The 16,997-nt window shown below is 57.9% G+C and carries 11 protein-coding genes; 9 read left to right on the forward strand and 2 right to left on the reverse strand.

Translation table 11 applies throughout. The features are described 5' to 3' along the window. The first annotated feature begins 3 nt into the window (after positions 1-3). Genes aroC through IH971_04170 form a run of 4 tightly spaced genes read left to right on the forward strand, consistent with a single transcriptional unit; the run spans position 4 to position 3,255 of the window. Positions 4-1,158, forward strand: a complete 1,155-nt coding sequence (gene aroC / locus IH971_04155) for a chorismate synthase (protein ID MCH7497028.1) — start codon at positions 4-6, stop codon at positions 1,156-1,158. A gap of 14 nt (positions 1,159-1,172) precedes the next feature. Beyond that, complete coding sequence (locus IH971_04160; protein MCH7497029.1) at positions 1,173-1,724, forward strand: shikimate kinase; 552 nt, start codon at positions 1,173-1,175, stop codon at positions 1,722-1,724. After that, positions 1,721-2,830 (forward strand): 3-dehydroquinate synthase, encoded by a 1,110-nt coding sequence (gene aroB / locus IH971_04165; GenBank protein ID MCH7497030.1) that lies wholly within the window; start codon positions 1,721-1,723, stop codon positions 2,828-2,830. Before IH971_04160 ends, aroB begins: the two co-directional genes overlap by 4 nt. Next, a complete protein-coding gene (locus IH971_04170) occupies positions 2,815-3,255 on the forward strand; it encodes a 3-dehydroquinate dehydratase (protein ID MCH7497031.1) in 441 nt (146 codons plus the stop codon). The genes aroB and IH971_04170 overlap by 16 nt, the downstream gene beginning before the upstream one ends. A gap of 16 nt (positions 3,256-3,271) precedes the next feature. Here the strand turns inward: IH971_04170 and IH971_04175 are convergent, their stop codons facing one another. After that, positions 3,272-6,280: a PAS domain S-box protein gene (locus IH971_04175; GenBank protein ID MCH7497032.1), complete on the reverse strand. Its 3,009-nt coding sequence runs from the start codon at positions 6,278-6,280 to the stop codon at positions 3,272-3,274. 346 nt (positions 6,281-6,626) lie between these two features. Continuing rightward, positions 6,627-9,857, reverse strand: coding sequence for a S8 family serine peptidase (locus IH971_04180; protein MCH7497033.1), 3,231 nt, complete (start codon positions 9,855-9,857; stop codon positions 6,627-6,629). A 913-nt stretch (positions 9,858-10,770) separates the two neighbouring features. Between IH971_04180 and IH971_04185 the strand changes: the two genes are divergently transcribed. From IH971_04185 to IH971_04205, 5 genes are all read left to right on the forward strand, one after another. Beyond that, positions 10,771-11,766, forward strand: a complete 996-nt coding sequence (locus tag IH971_04185) for a glycosyltransferase family 4 protein (protein ID MCH7497034.1) — start codon at positions 10,771-10,773, stop codon at positions 11,764-11,766. A gap of 252 nt (positions 11,767-12,018) precedes the next feature. Continuing rightward, on the forward strand, positions 12,019-12,837 hold the full coding sequence (locus IH971_04190; protein ID MCH7497035.1) for a flagellin: 819 nt from the start codon (positions 12,019-12,021) through the stop codon (positions 12,835-12,837). Between the two features lie 827 nt (positions 12,838-13,664). Further along, the gene (locus IH971_04195) at positions 13,665-14,645 is read left to right on the forward strand and encodes a hypothetical protein (protein ID MCH7497036.1); all 981 of its coding nucleotides are present in this window, start codon (positions 13,665-13,667) and stop codon (positions 14,643-14,645) included. A 117-nt stretch (positions 14,646-14,762) separates the two neighbouring features. Continuing rightward, positions 14,763-15,638, forward strand: coding sequence for an alpha/beta hydrolase (locus IH971_04200; GenBank protein ID MCH7497037.1), 876 nt, complete (start codon positions 14,763-14,765; stop codon positions 15,636-15,638). A gap of 347 nt (positions 15,639-15,985) precedes the next feature. Beyond that, complete coding sequence (locus tag IH971_04205; GenBank protein MCH7497038.1) at positions 15,986-16,603, forward strand: GNAT family N-acetyltransferase; 618 nt, start codon at positions 15,986-15,988, stop codon at positions 16,601-16,603. The last annotated feature ends 394 nt before the right edge of the window (positions 16,604-16,997 follow it).

Genomic DNA, 16,997 nt, shown 5'->3' on the forward strand with positions numbered 1-16,997 from the left:
AAACTGCGCTGGCTGACGGCCGGCGAATCTCACGGTAAGGGGCTGGTGGGAATCATCGAGGGGCTGCCGGCCGAGCTGGAGATCGACGAGGCGTATATCGCCTTCCACCTGGCCCGGCGTCAGCGCGGTCACGGCCGGGGAAAGCGCATGGCCATCGAGCGCGACCGGGCGGAAATTTTCACCGGCGTAAGGCATGGCAAGACCCTGGGCTCCCCTGTTGCCCTGATCCTGCCCAATAAAGACTGGCCGAACTGGCAGCACATCATGTCGCTGGAACCCCCCCAACGCGAGGTAAAACCGGTGACCCTGCCCCGACCCGGTCACGGTGACCTGGCAGGGGTGAAAAAATATGGCTTTTCCGACATCCGCAACGTACTGGAACGGGCCAGCGCGCGGGAGACGGCTATGAGGGTTGCTTTGGGCAGTGTGGCCCGTAAATTCCTGAGTGAGTTGGAAATGGAGGTGGGCAGCCGCGTGGTATCCATTCACAATGTTTACGACAGAACGGAACCGGCAACTGATCTCACCCCGGAGCAGCTCAATGCCCGGGTGGATGACTCGCCCGTACGATGCCTTGACTCACAGGCTGAGAAGGCCATGATCGAGGTCATCGATGCCGCCAAAAGTGCCGGTGACAGCGTGGGCGGCACGTTCGAGGTGATCGCTACCGGCATCCCCTACGGGCTGGGCAGCCACGTGCAATGGGACCTGAAGTTAAAAGCCCGGTTGAGTGCTGCGCTTAGCTCCATTCAGGCCATTGAGGGGGTGGAGATCGGCCTCGGATTCGCCGGAACAGAGCGGCTGGGAAGCGCCTTTCAAGACGAGATTATCAAGGATGAGGCGAGCGGCCGGCTTACGCGCGCCAGCAATCACGCCGGCGGCATTGAGGCTGGGATGAGTAATGCCCAGCCTATCGTTGTGCGGGCGGCCATGAAACCGCTGCCCACCCTCATTAAGCCGTTGCGCTCGGTGGATATCGCCACCGATGAGCCGGGTCTGGCGCACAAGGAAAGGACCGATTCCTGCGCGGTCCCGGCGGCCTCAATTGTCGCCGAGAGTATGGTCTGTCTGGTCCTGGCAGATGCCGTTCTGGAAAAGTTTGGCGGCGACAGCATGACCCAGGTTAAGGCCCACATGAGCGCGACGGCTCAATATTAGGGCTGGAGGGAGTTTTGACATCTCATAACGCCAGGGGCGGCAGCAATATCTGCCTGATCGGCATGGCGGGTAGCGGTAAGTCTACCGTTGGGGCGCTTTTGGCCCGGCGCCTGGAGTACGCTTTTGTCGACCTGGATGAAGAAATTGCCAGCCAGTTGGGGCTCAGCATCGGGGAGATATTCGAGCGGTTGGGCGAAGACCGATTTCGACAGGAGGAGCAGCGCCTGCTGGCCCAGCGATGCGCAGGGGAGCGGCAGGTGATCGCCTGTGGGGGTGGGGTTGTGACGACGCCCGCCAACGGGAACCACCTGCGCCAGCAAACGACCATCTACTTACAGGCGACTCCTAAAACCCTGGCCCAGCGGGTGGGTGAGGGATCCGGTCGTCCGCTGCTGACAGGCATGGCGCCCATAAGGCGGCGGCTGGCGGACCTGCTGAAGGAGCGGGAGGCGCTCTATCGGGGTGCCAGCCAGATGGCCCTTGGCACTGACGGAAGGCAGCCGGCTGCGCTGGCGGATGAACTACTTCAGATGCTGACGCTGGAGCCCCAGGCATCGGCGCCGTGACCACTGTCACCGTCGACCTGGGGCCGAGGAGCTATGATGTTCAGATTGGCCGGGGGCTGCTAGCTTCGGCAGCGGGCATCCTGGCAAAGGTGTGCCCCGGTGAGCGCGTGGGGCTGATCAGCAACCCGACGGTTCACAAGTTGTACGGCCAGCCATTGGAAACGTCCCTGTCGGCGGCCGGCTACCAGGTGACAAGAGCGCTGGTCCCGGATGATGAGCAAGCCAAGGAGTTGGCGACGGTGTCCCGGCTTTACGATACCCTTATCAGAGCTGAGCTGGACCGCACCTCGATCATCGTGGCCCTCGGCGGCGGAGTGGTGGGCGACATCGCGGGCTTTGTAGCTGCCACGCTATTTCGGGGCCTTCCATACATCCAGATACCGACGACCCTGCTGGCAATGGTGGATGCCTCCATCGGGGGAAAAACGGGTGTCAACCACCCACAAGGCAAGAACCTTATTGGCGCCTTTCACCAACCCCGGGCCGTGATCATCGACCCAGAGCTGTTGCGGACGCTGCCCCGGCGGGAGATCACTTCCGCCTGCGCCGAGATTATCAAGGCTGCGGTGGTTACAGACGGAGATTTTTTCAAACAGTTGGCCCGGGGAATCCCAAAGCTGGTGGAGCTCACCGATCTTTCGTTTGTGGAGGATACTATTGTCCGGGCCTGTCGCATCAAGGCCGGCATCGTTGCAGAGGACGAGCAGGAGCGTGCGCTTCCGGGTGAGCTGGGCCGCAGGGTTCTGAACTTTGGCCACACCATCGGTCATGCCCTGGAGGTGACCATGGGTTATGGTGCACTCAGGCATGGAGAGGCTGTGGCAATGGGCATGGTGGCCGCAGGGCACATCAGCGTACAGGAGGCAGGCTTTTCTACAGATGACCTGGAGCGGCTCGCTGAACCACTGGGGCATCTGCAATTGCCGGCACTACCGGCCATTGATAAGTCTGAGGTTCGATCCATTTTGCGTCACGATAAGAAAGTCCACCATGGAGCGCTACATTTTATTCTGCTGGAGTCGTTGGGACGGCCCATAGCCAACAGCACGGTCACCGATGAACAAATCGATTCAGCACTGGATCATATTCAATGGAGGTTCAATTGAGACTTCTAGTCATTCATGGACCTAATCTCAACCTTCTGGGCCGACGGGAGACGGATATCTATGGCACGGAATCCCTGGAGGAGCTCAATGCCTGGCTCAGGGAGCAGCCTGAGCTGGACAATGATACCCTGACCTTTTATCAGAGCAATCACGAGGGGGGCCTCATAGATTGCCTGCACAACCACGTGGGCAAGGTGGGCGGTGCGGTTATCAATGCCGGCGCCCTGTCGCACTATAGCTACGCTCTACGCGACGCGATCGCCGCCGTGGATTACCCGGTGGTGGAAGTTCACTTGTCCAACATTGCCAAGCGGGAGGCCTTCAGGAAAAAGTCGGTGCTGGCGGATGTCTGCCTGAAGCAAATCATCGGGAAGGGCAAACTTGGCTACCTGCAGGGCTTAAAAGCGGCGAGGAAGGCCAAGTAGCCGCCGGCGGGTGGAATCAGTCCCCCAGTACCGCTCCTACAGTCTCAATAACCTCTTTCAGTTTGAAGGGCTTATTCAGAATGCCCTGCACGCCATAGCCCTTCAGATCCGCCTCGTCACCTGGGTCGAGGTAGCCCGAAGTAACGATAATCTTCACGCGGGGATCGGCGGAGTGAAGTTTTTGCGCCAATTCTCTACCGCCCATCTCCGGCATACCCAGGTCAGTGATGACGAGGTCGATCTCGCTGCCCTTGTCCTGGTAGATTTCCCAGGCGACCCTTCCATTCTCCGCTAGGCTGATCGCATAGTTTCTTTGTCCGAGTATCTCCTCTAGAAGTGACCGCAGGGCAGGTTCGTCCTCTACAACCAGGATTCGCTCCCCGTGCCCCTGGCCCGGCTTCTCATCCTTTTGGGCAGGACGGGCCGGGGGAGCATCCGTTGACAGGGGCAGGCTCAAGGTAAATGTGGTACCCTGACCCAGCGACGAATCCACATCAATCCATCCCTGGTAGTCATTGATAATCTTGTACACAATTGACAGTCCCAAGCCCGTCCCCTTGCCCGGATCCTTGGTGCTGAAAAAGGGGTCGAATATCCGTTCCATGGTCTCCCCGCTCATGCCAACACCGTCATCCTCAAAAACGACGCAGACGTAATTCTTGCCGGGATCGCGACCAAAGCGCGCCGGCTCGTCAGCCTGTGCCTTGCGCATGCTCAGAGTCAGCCGGCCGCCGTTTGGCATGGCGTCGGCAGCATTCATACAAACGTTCATGAACGCATGGTGTAGCTGGGCCTTGTCACCCACGGCCAAATCCTTTCCCTGGTATCTTTTCAGTCTGACTGCAATATTTTTCGGAAACATATGCTTGACCACCTGAATGACATCGCTCAGCTGCGCCATGATATAGAAGGTGTCACGGCTGGGCTCCTGCTGGCGGGAAAATCGCAGGATTCTATCCGTGACAGATTTTCCCCGTTCCACCGACCCCTGGACGATATCAACGTAGCGCTGAAGGTCCATATCATTGTTACCAGCGGCCAAGAGCTCCGACGCCGCTGATATCTGTGCCATCACATTGTTAAAGTCGTGGGCGATACCCCCGGCCAGGTGTCCGACGGCTTCCATCTTTTGTGCCTGCCGCAGCTGCGCCTCGCTCTGCACTAGGGCCTCCTCAGCCTCCTTGCGAGCCGTGATATCAGACAGGAATCCTTCGAACCACAACACCTTACCCCCTCTGTCGCGCACGATGATGGCGTTTTCCTGCACCCAAAATGGAGAACCGTCTCTCCTGCGCAAGCGAAGCTCGATATTCTGAACGCGATCATCGGGGCCATAAATGCTCAGTGCATGATCTCGATCCTCAGCGCTGGTGTACAACGTCTCGACGCCAACCGCAAGAAATTCCTCCACGCTGGGGTAACCAAACATCCTGGCGCAGGCCTTGTTCGCGTAGAGGATCTTCCCGTCCTTCGTCGTGCGGAATATGCCCTCCAGGGCGTTGTCGTGAATTTCCCTGAGCATTTGTTCAGAGTCAGTCAGAGCATTCATAATCTCCCTACGCTCGGTAATATCCCGGACAACACCCCTGAAACCAATGGGTTTATCCTCTAAATCGCGCATCAAAGACGCCGACAGTTCCAAAATGGCCGTGCTACCATCTCCCCGGATGATCTCATAGTCAACGACTCGCGCGGGTTGCCCAGTCCGATAGATGGTTCTGAAAATGTTATTCATCTTCTGCGACGTAGCCAGGGTGGTATAGTCTCGGTTGTTCAATCCCAGCAGCTGATCCCTGGGCACTCCGGCAATCCTTGCCAAGGCTTCATTAAAGAAAGTAAGGTTGCCTGCAAGGTCTACTTCGAAGTAGCCTTCCTCAATGTTTTTCAGGATGCTACGATACTTTGCCTCCGACTCTTTCAGTGCCTCTTCAGCGGCGATTCGATCAATCGCAGTAGCCATGATATTGGAGATCGCCTCCATGAAGTAGATCTCTTCAGAATTGAACTTGTGCCTGTTCGCAGAATGGGCCCCTAGAACCCCAAAGGGCCTGCCTTGGGCGTGAATGATGACAGTGAGCCCGCTGACAACCCCATGCTGCCGCAACAGCTCGGTAGGGGCAAAGCGCGATTCAGCTCGCTGGTCTTCCACCACCACAGGCTTGTCGCTGGCAAGGGTGTAACCGGCCTGTAAATGAGTGCCTGCCGAAACGGTTGCGGTCCCAACCAGACCGTCCCGCCAGCCAACCCCGGCTCTTAATATCAGCCGATCACCCGTTGGTAACAGTTCCAGCACTGTGCAAACCTCCACCGCGAGGATTTCCGCCACCATCGTAACAGCGCGATCAAAAAGCGCCGCGATTTGTGAGGTCTCCAAGGCTGCCTGCCCCAGCTCGGCGATTGCGGCCTGCCGCCTGGCCAGGGACGACTGCTCCTTGGCATAGATACTGGCTTGCTGGAGCGCGAAATTGATTTCCCTGGTGCCCAGATATAGCAAAGCCAGGGCCAACACAGACCAGATCAAGTACACAGTCCACATGCTTATCGGGCTGTAAATCAGCTGTTGGGGGGGAAGCATTTGCCCTGCGCCGGCAGCCATGATGATGAGCACGGCGGCGGCGTTTACGACCGTCACGGCGATACCGTAGCGAAGCCCAAAAAGTAGAACAACGCCTAATATTAATGCGATATAGCCGGCCAGATTGGGCGACTGAATTCCGCCGGAGTAGATCACCAGGAGGGTGATCATGATCCACGCAGTCACGGGCAATAGAATGCTGACCAGCCTGAGGTGGCCCCTGCGGAAAAGTAGCCATGCGGCCATCAGCCAGAGCAGCAACACCACGAAGGCGATCATCTGAGAGAGGGGCCGGGGTGAGGTCGGCACATTGACGATGCCTGCCACCAGTACGAGTGCCAGCCCGCCTACGAGGATTGCGTTGAGCAATCCGGCAGTGCGATTCTTTTCCGCATTGCCAAAATCGGGCGCGGCGATGAGCCGTCGCAGCTGTTCAGTCAGCGATTGCACCAGCCCCGCGATGCCCCGTTGCCCATATTTATTATGGCCGTAACCGTCACTGTTGTGATTTCCCGCTAGCAGTGTAGAGTCGCCACCCTCTATTTCCGAGGGGTCCCACGTCTGACCGGCGGCTGCATTTTTGCGTCCCAGTGAATATGAGCGAATTGCCGCCGAAATGCAACACAATCACAACATCAGCCCAGGCACTCACCGAGGTGCAAGGGCGGGAGAAATCCCTCATGGGGGTGCGTCGAAAAGAGGTCAGGTGGGAGTGGAGCTGTGGGCGCATATGCTACGGTTGCGCAACCAGGAGTTAAGGCTTCAGCACTGCTCAGGTCAGTGGGCAAGGCGTGTCTTACTTGAGCACCACAATCTTACGCGCCACGCTGAAGTTGCCGGCCTCAAGGCGATAAAGATAGACGCCGGTACTCACCCGGCGGCCACGATCATCCCTGGCATTCCAAAGTACATGATATTTGCCGGGCGGCTGAGAAGCACTTACCAACGTGCGGACGCGCCGGCCAAGCAGGTCGTACACCACCAGCTTGACTTGCGACGGCTGGGCCAACTCATAATCGATGGTAACTCCCTCGGAGGCTGATAAACTGAACGGGTTGGCGTAGCTCTGGCCCAGGACGAAAGCCAATTTCTCCACGATGACGATGGAACGCCTGGCGCTGACCAGTTGACCATCGCTTACCGCCACGGCAAAGGTTTGCGCCCCCGAATCGGATGCGGCGGGCTGGTAGGTAAGAACACCGGTTTCGCGGTCGATCGAGGCGCTGGCGGGCGCGTTGAACAAGCTGAAAACCAGCGCATCGCCATCGGCGTCCTCAGCGTGGTAAGTGTACGTCAGGAGCTCCGACGCGCCGATGGTTGTGTCGGGGAGGACGCGGGTCAGCACCGGGGTGTGATTGGCCAGCGGCGGCTGGATAGCGCTGTCCCATAATTGCTGCGCGTTGTCGGCGTGGGTTTCCAGCGCCTGCCTGGTGGTGGCGCCGATGATCGCGAAGCCCACCTCCACTGACTCCCCGCGTTGAAGGGCCAGGGGTCCGACGGTTGTCAGGGTGGAAGCATCCACGTTGTTCAGTGTTTGCGTCTGGATCCCGTTGGTCAGGTAAGCCCACTTCTCAAGGGCGGTAAATCCGTCTAATCCTGGCCCTCCATAAATTTCGTTGGGGTTGTGAATGGAGCGATAGGACAGATCTGCGTTCTTGCTCAACAGCCTTGTGGCAGCAAGGAACGTTGGGGCTGAATCATCGTTCTGAACGTTGCCCATCCGGCGGTCGGCATCGAAGCGCGCAAAATCCATGGCATCTGCGTTAATGTCCCAATCGAAAAACAGTCCCGCATAGAGGTTGGTCAGTTCACTGAAGCTGGTATTGGTGATCACGTATCGAAGGATGATAAAATCGTTGTACTCGTCGGAGGTGTCGGCGTAGCTCTGCTGCTCCACTTTCAAACCAATGGGAAAGGAAGCCACCTGATCGCCGATCACAACCAATCCCTCCTCGTGGGCAATCGGCCCCTCGCCGATGGTCAGCGTTTCTCCGGGAATAAGCCCGAAATCCCGCTCCAGCTCCTCGTTGACTCCACGGATGCAGTCTGAAACCCTACTGGCGGATGTGGCCACCAGCAGGCCGCCTTCAAATAGCAGGTTGGTGCCGTTATAGACAAACCCCTCGCCCAGCGAAAGATCGGCGAACCCGGTCCAGCCGATGTTCCCCTCCGCTGTAAGGGAGACGCGCAAAGGCCCGGTATCGTGCGTGAATACAAGGGGCTCGTTGGCATGGAGCTTAAATATCTCCCTGTCCCGGTAGGTACCAGCGTCGATTTCCAGTATGAAGGGCAAGGGATGCTCATCGCCCAGCTCCCCAACACTGAACTGAAAGTCCGCGCGAGCGGTATCGCCAAAGGCCAGGGCGGGGATGAATGCGCTACTGCTGGTGATTACAATTTCGGGATCGTCCAGAGCAAGGGTCAGGCCGACGCCGGCGGCATCACCACGATAATTGGTCAGGCTTACCGTAAGGTTTACCCACTCACCATTCCCAATGATTCCATCCTGTCCCTGATCAAAAAAGGTAACCTCCACAATGCGGAGGGCGGGCGTTGTGCTATCGGTGACGGCCCGCAGGGCATTCACCTTGCCCCTGCCCAGCAACCCCGCAAGGAGGGCAGAATTGGCGGCATCGATGGGATCAGCCGTCACACGAAGCTGTTGTGCCAGCTGTTTTGGCGTAAGGCCTGGAAAACGCGTCTTAACCAGGGCGCCTATCCCCATGACCTGTGGCGTTGAAAAAGACGTTCCAGAGGTCGTGGAGCTATAGTCATTGCCGGGCAAAGTAGAATTGATGCCTATCCCCGGCGCGAAGACATCCACCGTGATGCCATAGTTGGAAAAGCCTGCGATGGCATCCGATGACTTGCCGATGGCACCCACCGACAGTACATCAGGTCCGCTGGCCGGCAAGTGGAGTCCCAAGTCGTTATTCAGGGGACCATTGCCCGCTGCGGCAACAATCAGCGCGCCATTTTCCGTTGCAAAATCGGACACGTCCTGCCAGAATTTCAGGAGTAAGCGCTCCTCGCTGGGCGTGAGATCGGTATGTGTCGATCCCCAACTGATGTTGATGAGGTCTGCACCGTTGGCGGCGGCGTACACCACCCCCTCGTATCCAAAGCAAATGAAAGAATCCAATTCACAGCTGGCATTGACAGCCATGAGGCGTGCATTCCAGCTGGCTCCGGCTATCCCCACCACATTGTCCGTCACTGCCGCCGCCACGCCAGCCACGGCTGTGCCGTGCTCTGCATTGAGAGGGGCACCGACGATTCCGTCAGGGTCGCCCGAATCGTTGGCGAAATTCCAGCCGTGAATGTCATCGGGGTAGCCGTTGCCGTCGTTGTCCAGACCGTCCATGGGTATTTCGCCCGGGTTGATCCACATATTGGCCTGCAGGTCCTCGTGCCGCCAGTTGGTGCCGCCGTCCACCACTGCCATCACCACATCGCCCTGCTCGCCTTTGACCACATCCCAGGCTGCGGGCACCGACAGGTGGGACAGGTGGGACATCAGAGCATAAAGGGAGTCGTTGGGTATGGCTGCAGCGGGAGTGGGCGCGGAGATCCTATGCACATATTTAGGGACGGCATACTCTACGCTGGGGTGGCGGGCGATCCGTGCCGCCATCTGGCGGGGATTCAGTCCACCGCTGAAGGTCACGCTATAGACCCGAAGCAACTGGCGACCGGAGCTGAGCTGCAGACGAGCCGGGACGTGAAAAGTGGGCTCGATAGCAGTTACCTGTTGCGCAGCCAGCAATTTGTCCAGAGACCGTATCCCGGTGCGGGAAAGCCTCGGGGTGGGAGGAAGCGACTCCCTGAATTTGACAATGATCATTCCGTCCATCATGCGTGCGTGCGGGCCGCCCACCAACAGGGAACCTGCAGCTGCGTTTGCTGGTCGCTGGCTGCCCTTCGGGCTAGCCGCCAGCAAGCCCGTGCCGAAGGCAAGCAGCACCCCTAACACCACGGCCAGCCGTGGCGGATGGCCGGGTAGTATTGCGTTAATGCATCCGATCACGTCGTCATCGAGTGTTGCTGCGCCCCCATGAACTCACAGAATATAAAAACGGGGACTGTGCCCCGCACATTCAAATTAGCCCCTTGCCGTGCAGGCGGCAATATCAAGCTTAGGCCCGCTACCACCGACCATGACAGGGTGTGCTATCCTCGGTAAGCGTGATCCTTTTGAGGGACCGCCTCTGGTTGTCATCGGAGGGGTGATTGGCGTAGAGCTAGCGCCCGTTACCCCCTGAGATGGACGAGATGGGGGCCTCCTGCGCAGTGATCAAACAAATTATTCACGACTGCTTCCAAGGTCAAACCTGGGAACGTCGTTGAGGCGACAGGAGCTTGCCTAGGACGTGTCCGGAGGGACTTTCCTGCCCGGGAAAGACAGGGCCTGTCCCGGACAGGTTCAACTGATCGTAGGGTGGCACCCGTCCAATGGATACCCAGGGAATAAGGTGCCACGCTTAGGTGCTCCGCCTGCCCCATAGTGGGTTGGGGCAGGGCCCCTGGGTACAATGCTGCGTCAAAAATAGCCGGCCCCGGCGCCGTCACACAAATCACCGCAATTATCATACCAAAACCACGGTTCGCCCTGATTTCTGCGGCCAATACTGCTCCGGCGGTCAGATCAAGGCTGGGTGGGCTCTTAAATGGCCGCAGGCCTGCTGATAGAGCGGTCACCGTCAGCAGCCTGCAAATAGGTTGAAATGAGCCCGTGGTGTGGATAGCTTGCCGCTGCCGTGGGCTCCCGGAGAAGAGGTCGCCCGAAAATCACTTGTCGGGGCCACTGGAGAACCATCAATTCAAGTAGTCCCAAGTAAGCAGCAGCGACCCCTTGCCTGGGGGAAGTATTTTTCCACGCGGTGGATGAGTTGCGGCCTTCACGAACCCAAATTAGGCTGCCTGGCTTCCGAAAAGCTGCGATGAAGTTAGGTATTATCACGAGGGACGAGCCGGTCTACAGCCTGCAAATCTACCGTGAGAATCTAGAGCAGGAGCTCATCAAACTGGGTGTGGAGCCCGTTTCGCTGCCCACAGAGCAACTAGACTTGGGTCAGGTGGATCTCATCTGGGACCCGGCTCTGATCAGTGCACGCTTCCCCGTGGCCGGGTTGCGCAACTGGAAGCGACCCATCGTAGGCACCGTGCATGGCCTGGCTTCCCACACTCTAAGCATGCGTGAGTTCTATCCCGACCCGTTAGAAGCCTCCGTTGGAGAGACCTTCAACCGGCAGGTGGCTCGCGAATGGAAGTGGTTCCGCAAGAAAGTCGACAAGGTGATTGCCGTTTCCCGCTTTGGGGCCGAGGAGGTGATCACCGTCTTTGGCGTGCCCAAAACAAAAGTGGTCCACATCTACCACGGCGTAAATCACGAGGTCTTTCACCCCGCTGGTGAAAAGCATCGTCCCGCCAAGCCGTATCTGTTACAGGTCGCCCAATACGCTGCTAAAAAAAACGTGGATCGGGTCATTGAGGCCTATACGCAGCTCGCGGTGGAGAGCCGTCCGGATTTGCTGGCCATTCTACCCAACTACGAGGGGCTCGATCCAGACATTCCTGGCTTGTTGCTGATGCGCGAGCGTGTCGCCAACCAGGATTTAGTCAAGTTTTACCGGGGTGCACTGGCCTTTGTTTTCCCATCCATCCATGAAACCTTCGGATTACCCATACTGGAGGCCATGGCCAGCGGTTGTCCGGTCATCACCTCCAATGTCACCGCCATTCCTGAACTGACGGGTGATGCGGCCCTGCTGGTGAACCCGCGCTCGGTGGAGGAAATCTATGCTGCCATGCACACCTTGGTGGAGGATGAAAAGCTGCGCCAGACCCTGCGGGAAAGGGGTCTCGTCCAGGCAAGCAAATTTACGTGGGAGCGCTCGGCGCGGAAACATTTCGAAATATTCGAATCCGTGCTGTAGCGTGATGCCCGGATCCTCTATCGGGCTGGGCGTGCGCCCGCATAAAATTCTCGAGCAGCCCCGACGGTCCCACCGCTATCGAAACGATGGGCGACAAAGCTCAACAAAATCAAGCACAACAACTTGCATTTGGTCAAATCCATGGCTATAATGAGGCACAATCATAAATATTGATGCCTGATGGCTCTCATTGCGCTGGAGAGGCCATTTCGTTCGAGACTTTAACCACTTCATGCCGCAATGTGAGGAGCTATGAGTCTAACTCGAATACGGTTCAATCTAGCCGCGCAACAGGCCCTTAACAGCCTGAATGAAATCAATAAGGCCGTCACGGAGGGACTGCTAAGACTGTCCACCGGCCGCCGCATCAATTCGGTCGGGGATGACCCCGCTGGATTCTCCATAGCCAGAACCTTGGAAGCCAATCGCCGCGGGCTGGAGCAGGCCCTGGCGAATGTGGAGACCGGCCAGAATGTACTGAGCATTGCTGAAAGTGGCTTTCTGGCCATCGGCGACCTGCTGCAGACCATTCGCGAAAAGGCGCTGCAGGCAGCGGACGACACCTTCACCACCACGGAGCGTACCGCAATTCAGGGGCAGATCGATTCCCTCGTGGATGAAATTGACGCGATCGTGGATGACACCACCTTCCTGGATACCAAACTCATTGACGGCAGCTTTACAAGCAAGGTCATTCAGACGGGCGCCAGTGCTGGTGATGTTCTCACGATCTCACTGCTGAGCGCCGACTCGGCGGCCTTGTCGATCACAGCCTTGTCCGTCTCCGATGCTAGCGCCGCGTCAGCCGCTATCGCTACGCTGGACACCGCCATCGAGACCTTGAATACCCGGGCACAGGACGCAGGGGAATTCACCATCCGCCTGGAGTCGCGGGCAGACCAGCTGAGCGTGACCATCACGAATATTGAGGGGGCCCGCAGCCGTATTGAAGATACCGACTTCGCCAAGGAGCAGCTCAAGCTCATCCAGGCGCAAATTATTCAGCAGACGGCCCTGGCGGCACTGGTTCAGGCCAACCTGGCGCCACAACTGGTGCTGTCGCTCTTTTAGTCTGATCCTGGCATAGCCAAGCGGGATTCTGCCCTCAGGCCTCCCGACCATTCGAACCCGGAAACTCATGTCAACCGGAGCTGCGCCTTTGCGGCGCATGACGGGCAAAAGTCACCGGGCCGGGCTTTTATCCCTAAGTCATAGCTCTGGCCGCTATCATGTAAGTCGGCACAGGTGCTGCGCTACATCGCCCGATGCCATCCGCAGCTGCACTCCTTGCTGAGCGAGCATGATGCGGCGACCTGGCGTGTGCAGTACCGGCATTACGATTGGCGCCTCAATACCCAACCTTGACGCCCCGCCCGGGAAATCCAACCAACTAAGCGCCAGAAGTGGCCCTTTCGCTGGCTTGAAAGTTGAGCGATGGTCAGCTGGAAGGCAGTTTCCGGGGCAGCGTTTGAGGCGCTGATGACAGCTGCCGCCGATGTCGACAACTCACTGACAATTAAGGATCTATAAGAGCCGCTACCTTACATTGGGGGCATATCATGAGCACCATGTTTGAGGGATTGATCAGCGGGACCCGGCTGGCGCTCGGTTTGGCGGTAGCGCTCCCGTTGATCTTTGCAGCCGGCTTGCAGGCCATGACAAATATGCGGACACTTTCTGATCAACCGGAAAAAGTAATTCCGGGGATCTTCGCAGGTGGCGCTCAAGATGTGGTCAAGTGGATAAGGCGCCGTAGCAAGGCAGCCAATCAGTCGTTAGCGGCAAAGGTTGGGCGAATCCCCTCAACAAACACTATTTCAAGAACCTACTCACGCGGTCGGGCTGAAGGTGGATGATAGGGTTCCGCCCGATAAGTTAGCTGATCTAAATTGCAGCAGATGCCTCTGTTGCTCCGAAGTCTCATCGCAGTCGGGTATCTCAGCCTTCTGCCCCTGGGACATTCCGTAGTCCTGTCCGCTGGCGGGAACTCCCGCGGGGCAAGCGCGCCGCTCGGCTCATGGCGCTGGCTGGACAGGGATTGGCACGCCTTTGTGGTGCCCGGACCTTACCGCACCTACGGCAGCCTGCTGGTTCAATTTCGCGAGGATGACGATTTCACCCTCTGGGAGGAGGACGAGGTGCGGCTCTATTGGGAGTTGCTGCGTAAATCCGCCCGGCCCCAATATTTTCTAATCGAGCTGACCACCTACCCCCTCGCGGCACTCTCATCCTGGACCGAATCGACCAGCAGCCGCATTTACCACGCGTTCGATTTGTGGCCGGGTTTCAACCTGCTCAGGAGCCTGGGCGCGGGCTATCAGGAGCCGTGGTCCATGAGCCTGTTTCTGGGGCAGCTGGCCACGTTCTGGGACCTTAATGACAGGGATGAGTTGGTGGTCGAGGCAACCGGAGTGGCAGGGCTGGTACTGACCACCGGCCTGCATCAGCTGTTTGACAATGTGATTGTTCCCGGCCCCTGGTTTCGAGCCGAATGGAAAATCAAGGGGGCAGGTAAAGATGGTGATCGCCGGCGATCATGGGACCTGAAAGTAGGGTATCGGTGGTATGGGTCACCGGACCTCGCCAATACTGCAGGCATAACCCTGACGCGGCAGATAACCGCAAGAGGGTTGAAAGATCTTGGACTTGGCAAGAACAGCTTGATGGCGCTGGAGATCCAGGTGCCTACACTGGGATTTGACGGCGGCCCTTCAAGAGTCATGCTTGAATACGGTAAGTTCTACCCGCTGCGGAACTGGCTTGTGGGGCTCAAGGCCGGTTTCGTATATGAGAATCGTAAGACCTACGATGGGCAAAAATTCAGTGACGAGCCGATGTCAGTCACGGAATTTTTCCTGAAACCGCTCATTCTTTTCTAGACCTGCCTGCGAGTCAGGATGCGCAACTACTGCTTGAACTACTGCGGTGGCGCCGATAATTTTGAACTCCACGAAAGACGGCATCATCCTATTTGACTGCTAATTCAGGCCGATCATATGACTGCCAACAACGCTAAGTCCGCCGCGAGGCAACCGCTAGCTCTCAGGATTATCCGGGCTATCACCGTGTTCCTGTGCAGGGTTTCACCGGCTCTGGCCACCAGGTGGGCTGACAAGCTCTTTTTCACCCCCAACTCGCCCAAAAGGCCTGCGTCCGAACGACCGTATTACGATTCGGCGGACAAGTCCAGCTATGCTTTTGAGGGCCGGAGGGTGGCCCTTTATCAATGGGGGGCCGGAGAGCAGACGGTACTGCTGGTGCACGGCTGGGGCAGCCGGGGAACCCGCCTTGGGCACCTGGCAGAGCCGCTAAATCTGAGGGGCTACCGTGTTGTAACCGTCGACTTGCCGGCCCACGGCGATTCAGATGGCAAGACGACCAACCTCCCCGAGATAGTAGAACTGCTGGCGCGCCTGCACGAGGAGTTCGCCCCCGTGCATGCCATGGTGGGGCACTCGTTCGGAGGGCTGGCCACCGTGGCGGCGCTCCACAAGCACAGACTGCCCGTTAAGAGGGTGGTGCTCATTGCAGCGCCCTACTCCATGGACTATGTCTTTGACCAGTTTGCCGAGAAAATCAGCCTGACCCCCAAAGTCAGGGCGCGGCTGGCCTCCAGGATCGTTGAGCGTTTCGAGCGCACCCGGCAGGTCAACGTTTACGACTTCTCGCCCGACCGGCTGGTGGCCTCTCTCGTAATGCCATTCCTGGTGGTTCACGACAAGGAGGACCGGGAAGTAGCGTTCGAGCAAGGGGTGGGATTTGCGCAGGGTCTGCCGGACGTCGAATTCATAGGCACGGAGGGTCTCGGCCACCGACGGCTTCTCAGAGACGAGGGGGTGGTCAAGGCGCTCATCGAGTTTATCGCCCAATAGCGACCGATGATGCACGAGTTGGCTGCCTGTGCCGCGGATAGGACTCGAACCCGACCTGCCCCCCAAAGTCTTGAACCCGAGCGCATGGCGTTAGTCAGTGACCAAAAAAGATGCAATCTTTATCGGAAGGGACAGATCGTCTTCTATGAATGCAATCCTCCCTATGGCCTCTTTTGAATTAACTCAGGAAGGGTGAAGCTCTTCAGGACGATGCCGGAAGTATGGAATCGGAACAGGGTACTGGCTGCACCATCTAGCGATATCTATGATATGGAAGTGTCGACGTATATCCTTGAGAGCCACACACAGTAATTGAGCAATAAATTTGCTAGAAACGGATAATGATTATGACCGCACCGCAACCATATGCTTTTCCCTTTACCCTGCCTGAGGGCGACAACGTACTTCTACGCCAGGTATTGCCGACGGATAAAGAGCGCCTTCGGGAGGGTCTACGCCAGCTCTCTCCCCGCTCGCGTTATCTGCGGTTTTTCTCATCGGTGGATCATCTGACGGAAAGCCAGCTTGACTATCTTACGAACCCAGACCAGATCGACCACGTCGCCTGGGGCGCCATCAATCCGGCGATTCCCGATCTCCGTGGTTTGGGAATCGCACGCTTTATACGCCAGGACGACCCGCCGGATAGCGCGGAGATTGCCATCACCATCGCTGATGATTATCAGCATCGGGGCCTGGGGAAAGTGCTCCTGGGGATCCTCTATCTGCTCGCAGGCCTAAGAGGTATTCGGTCACTGCGAGGTATTCTACTGCCTGAAAATCGGGCCGTAGCCCACAGATTGCAGGATATCGGGGCCAGGCTGACGCGGGAAGGCAATCTGTTTCAATTGGCGCTCCCGGTGCATCAGGACTTGTCCCACTTGCCGGCAACACAATCGGGTGAAATGTTCCGGATTCTGCTGCATAACCTGAACACCCAACTGGGCCTCGGCGCCGGCATATAGCGGATTCTCTCCGACAGCAGGCCTTGTGAGCGTTCAAGTATAGTCAATTCCTTAATTCCGTCTACCCGCTTGCGTTTGCAGTGAGCTCAGCTTGAGGTCTGCCAACTGCCACTGCCGACGGATCCCGTCGGGAAGAACGGTTAGGGTGTCATCCGCCTGCTGGCGGGGTTAACTCAGCAAAAGTGCCTCTTAGCAATAACACTCCAGTGGTCCACAATGCTCTGACGCCGTACAGACACAAAGCCCCTTCCGCTGTCAGCAGGGGCTATTTGAAAATTGATGGCCGGCCCTTGTTTAGAAGCCCGGAACCCTGGCTGATTTCTTATAAAGCCAGGCCACCACCAGCCAGCCGATGGCGATGATTACCAGCATACCCAGCCAGGCTGTGCCGGTC

The organism is Candidatus Neomarinimicrobiota bacterium (assembly GCA_022560655.1).
In the GTDB taxonomy this organism is placed as follows: domain Bacteria; phylum Fidelibacterota; class Marinisomatia; order SCGC-AAA003-L08; family TS1B11; genus JADFSS01.

What these genes read in the sequence shown, in the direction of transcription:
- IH971_04170 (MCH7497031.1), top strand. Translation starts at nt 2,815, where the DNA reads ATGGAGGTTCAATTGAGACTTCTAGTCATTCATGGACCTAATCTCAAC.
- IH971_04195 (MCH7497036.1), top strand. Translation starts at nt 13,665, where the DNA reads ATGCCTCTGTTGCTCCGAAGTCTCATCGCAGTCGGGTATCTCAGCCTT.
- IH971_04185 (MCH7497034.1), top strand. Translation starts at nt 10,771, where the DNA reads ATGAAGTTAGGTATTATCACGAGGGACGAGCCGGTCTACAGCCTGCAA.
- IH971_04205 (MCH7497038.1), top strand. Translation starts at nt 15,986, where the DNA reads ATGACCGCACCGCAACCATATGCTTTTCCCTTTACCCTGCCTGAGGGC.
- IH971_04200 (MCH7497037.1), top strand. Translation starts at nt 14,763, where the DNA reads ATGACTGCCAACAACGCTAAGTCCGCCGCGAGGCAACCGCTAGCTCTC.
- IH971_04190 (MCH7497035.1), top strand. Translation starts at nt 12,019, where the DNA reads ATGAGTCTAACTCGAATACGGTTCAATCTAGCCGCGCAACAGGCCCTT.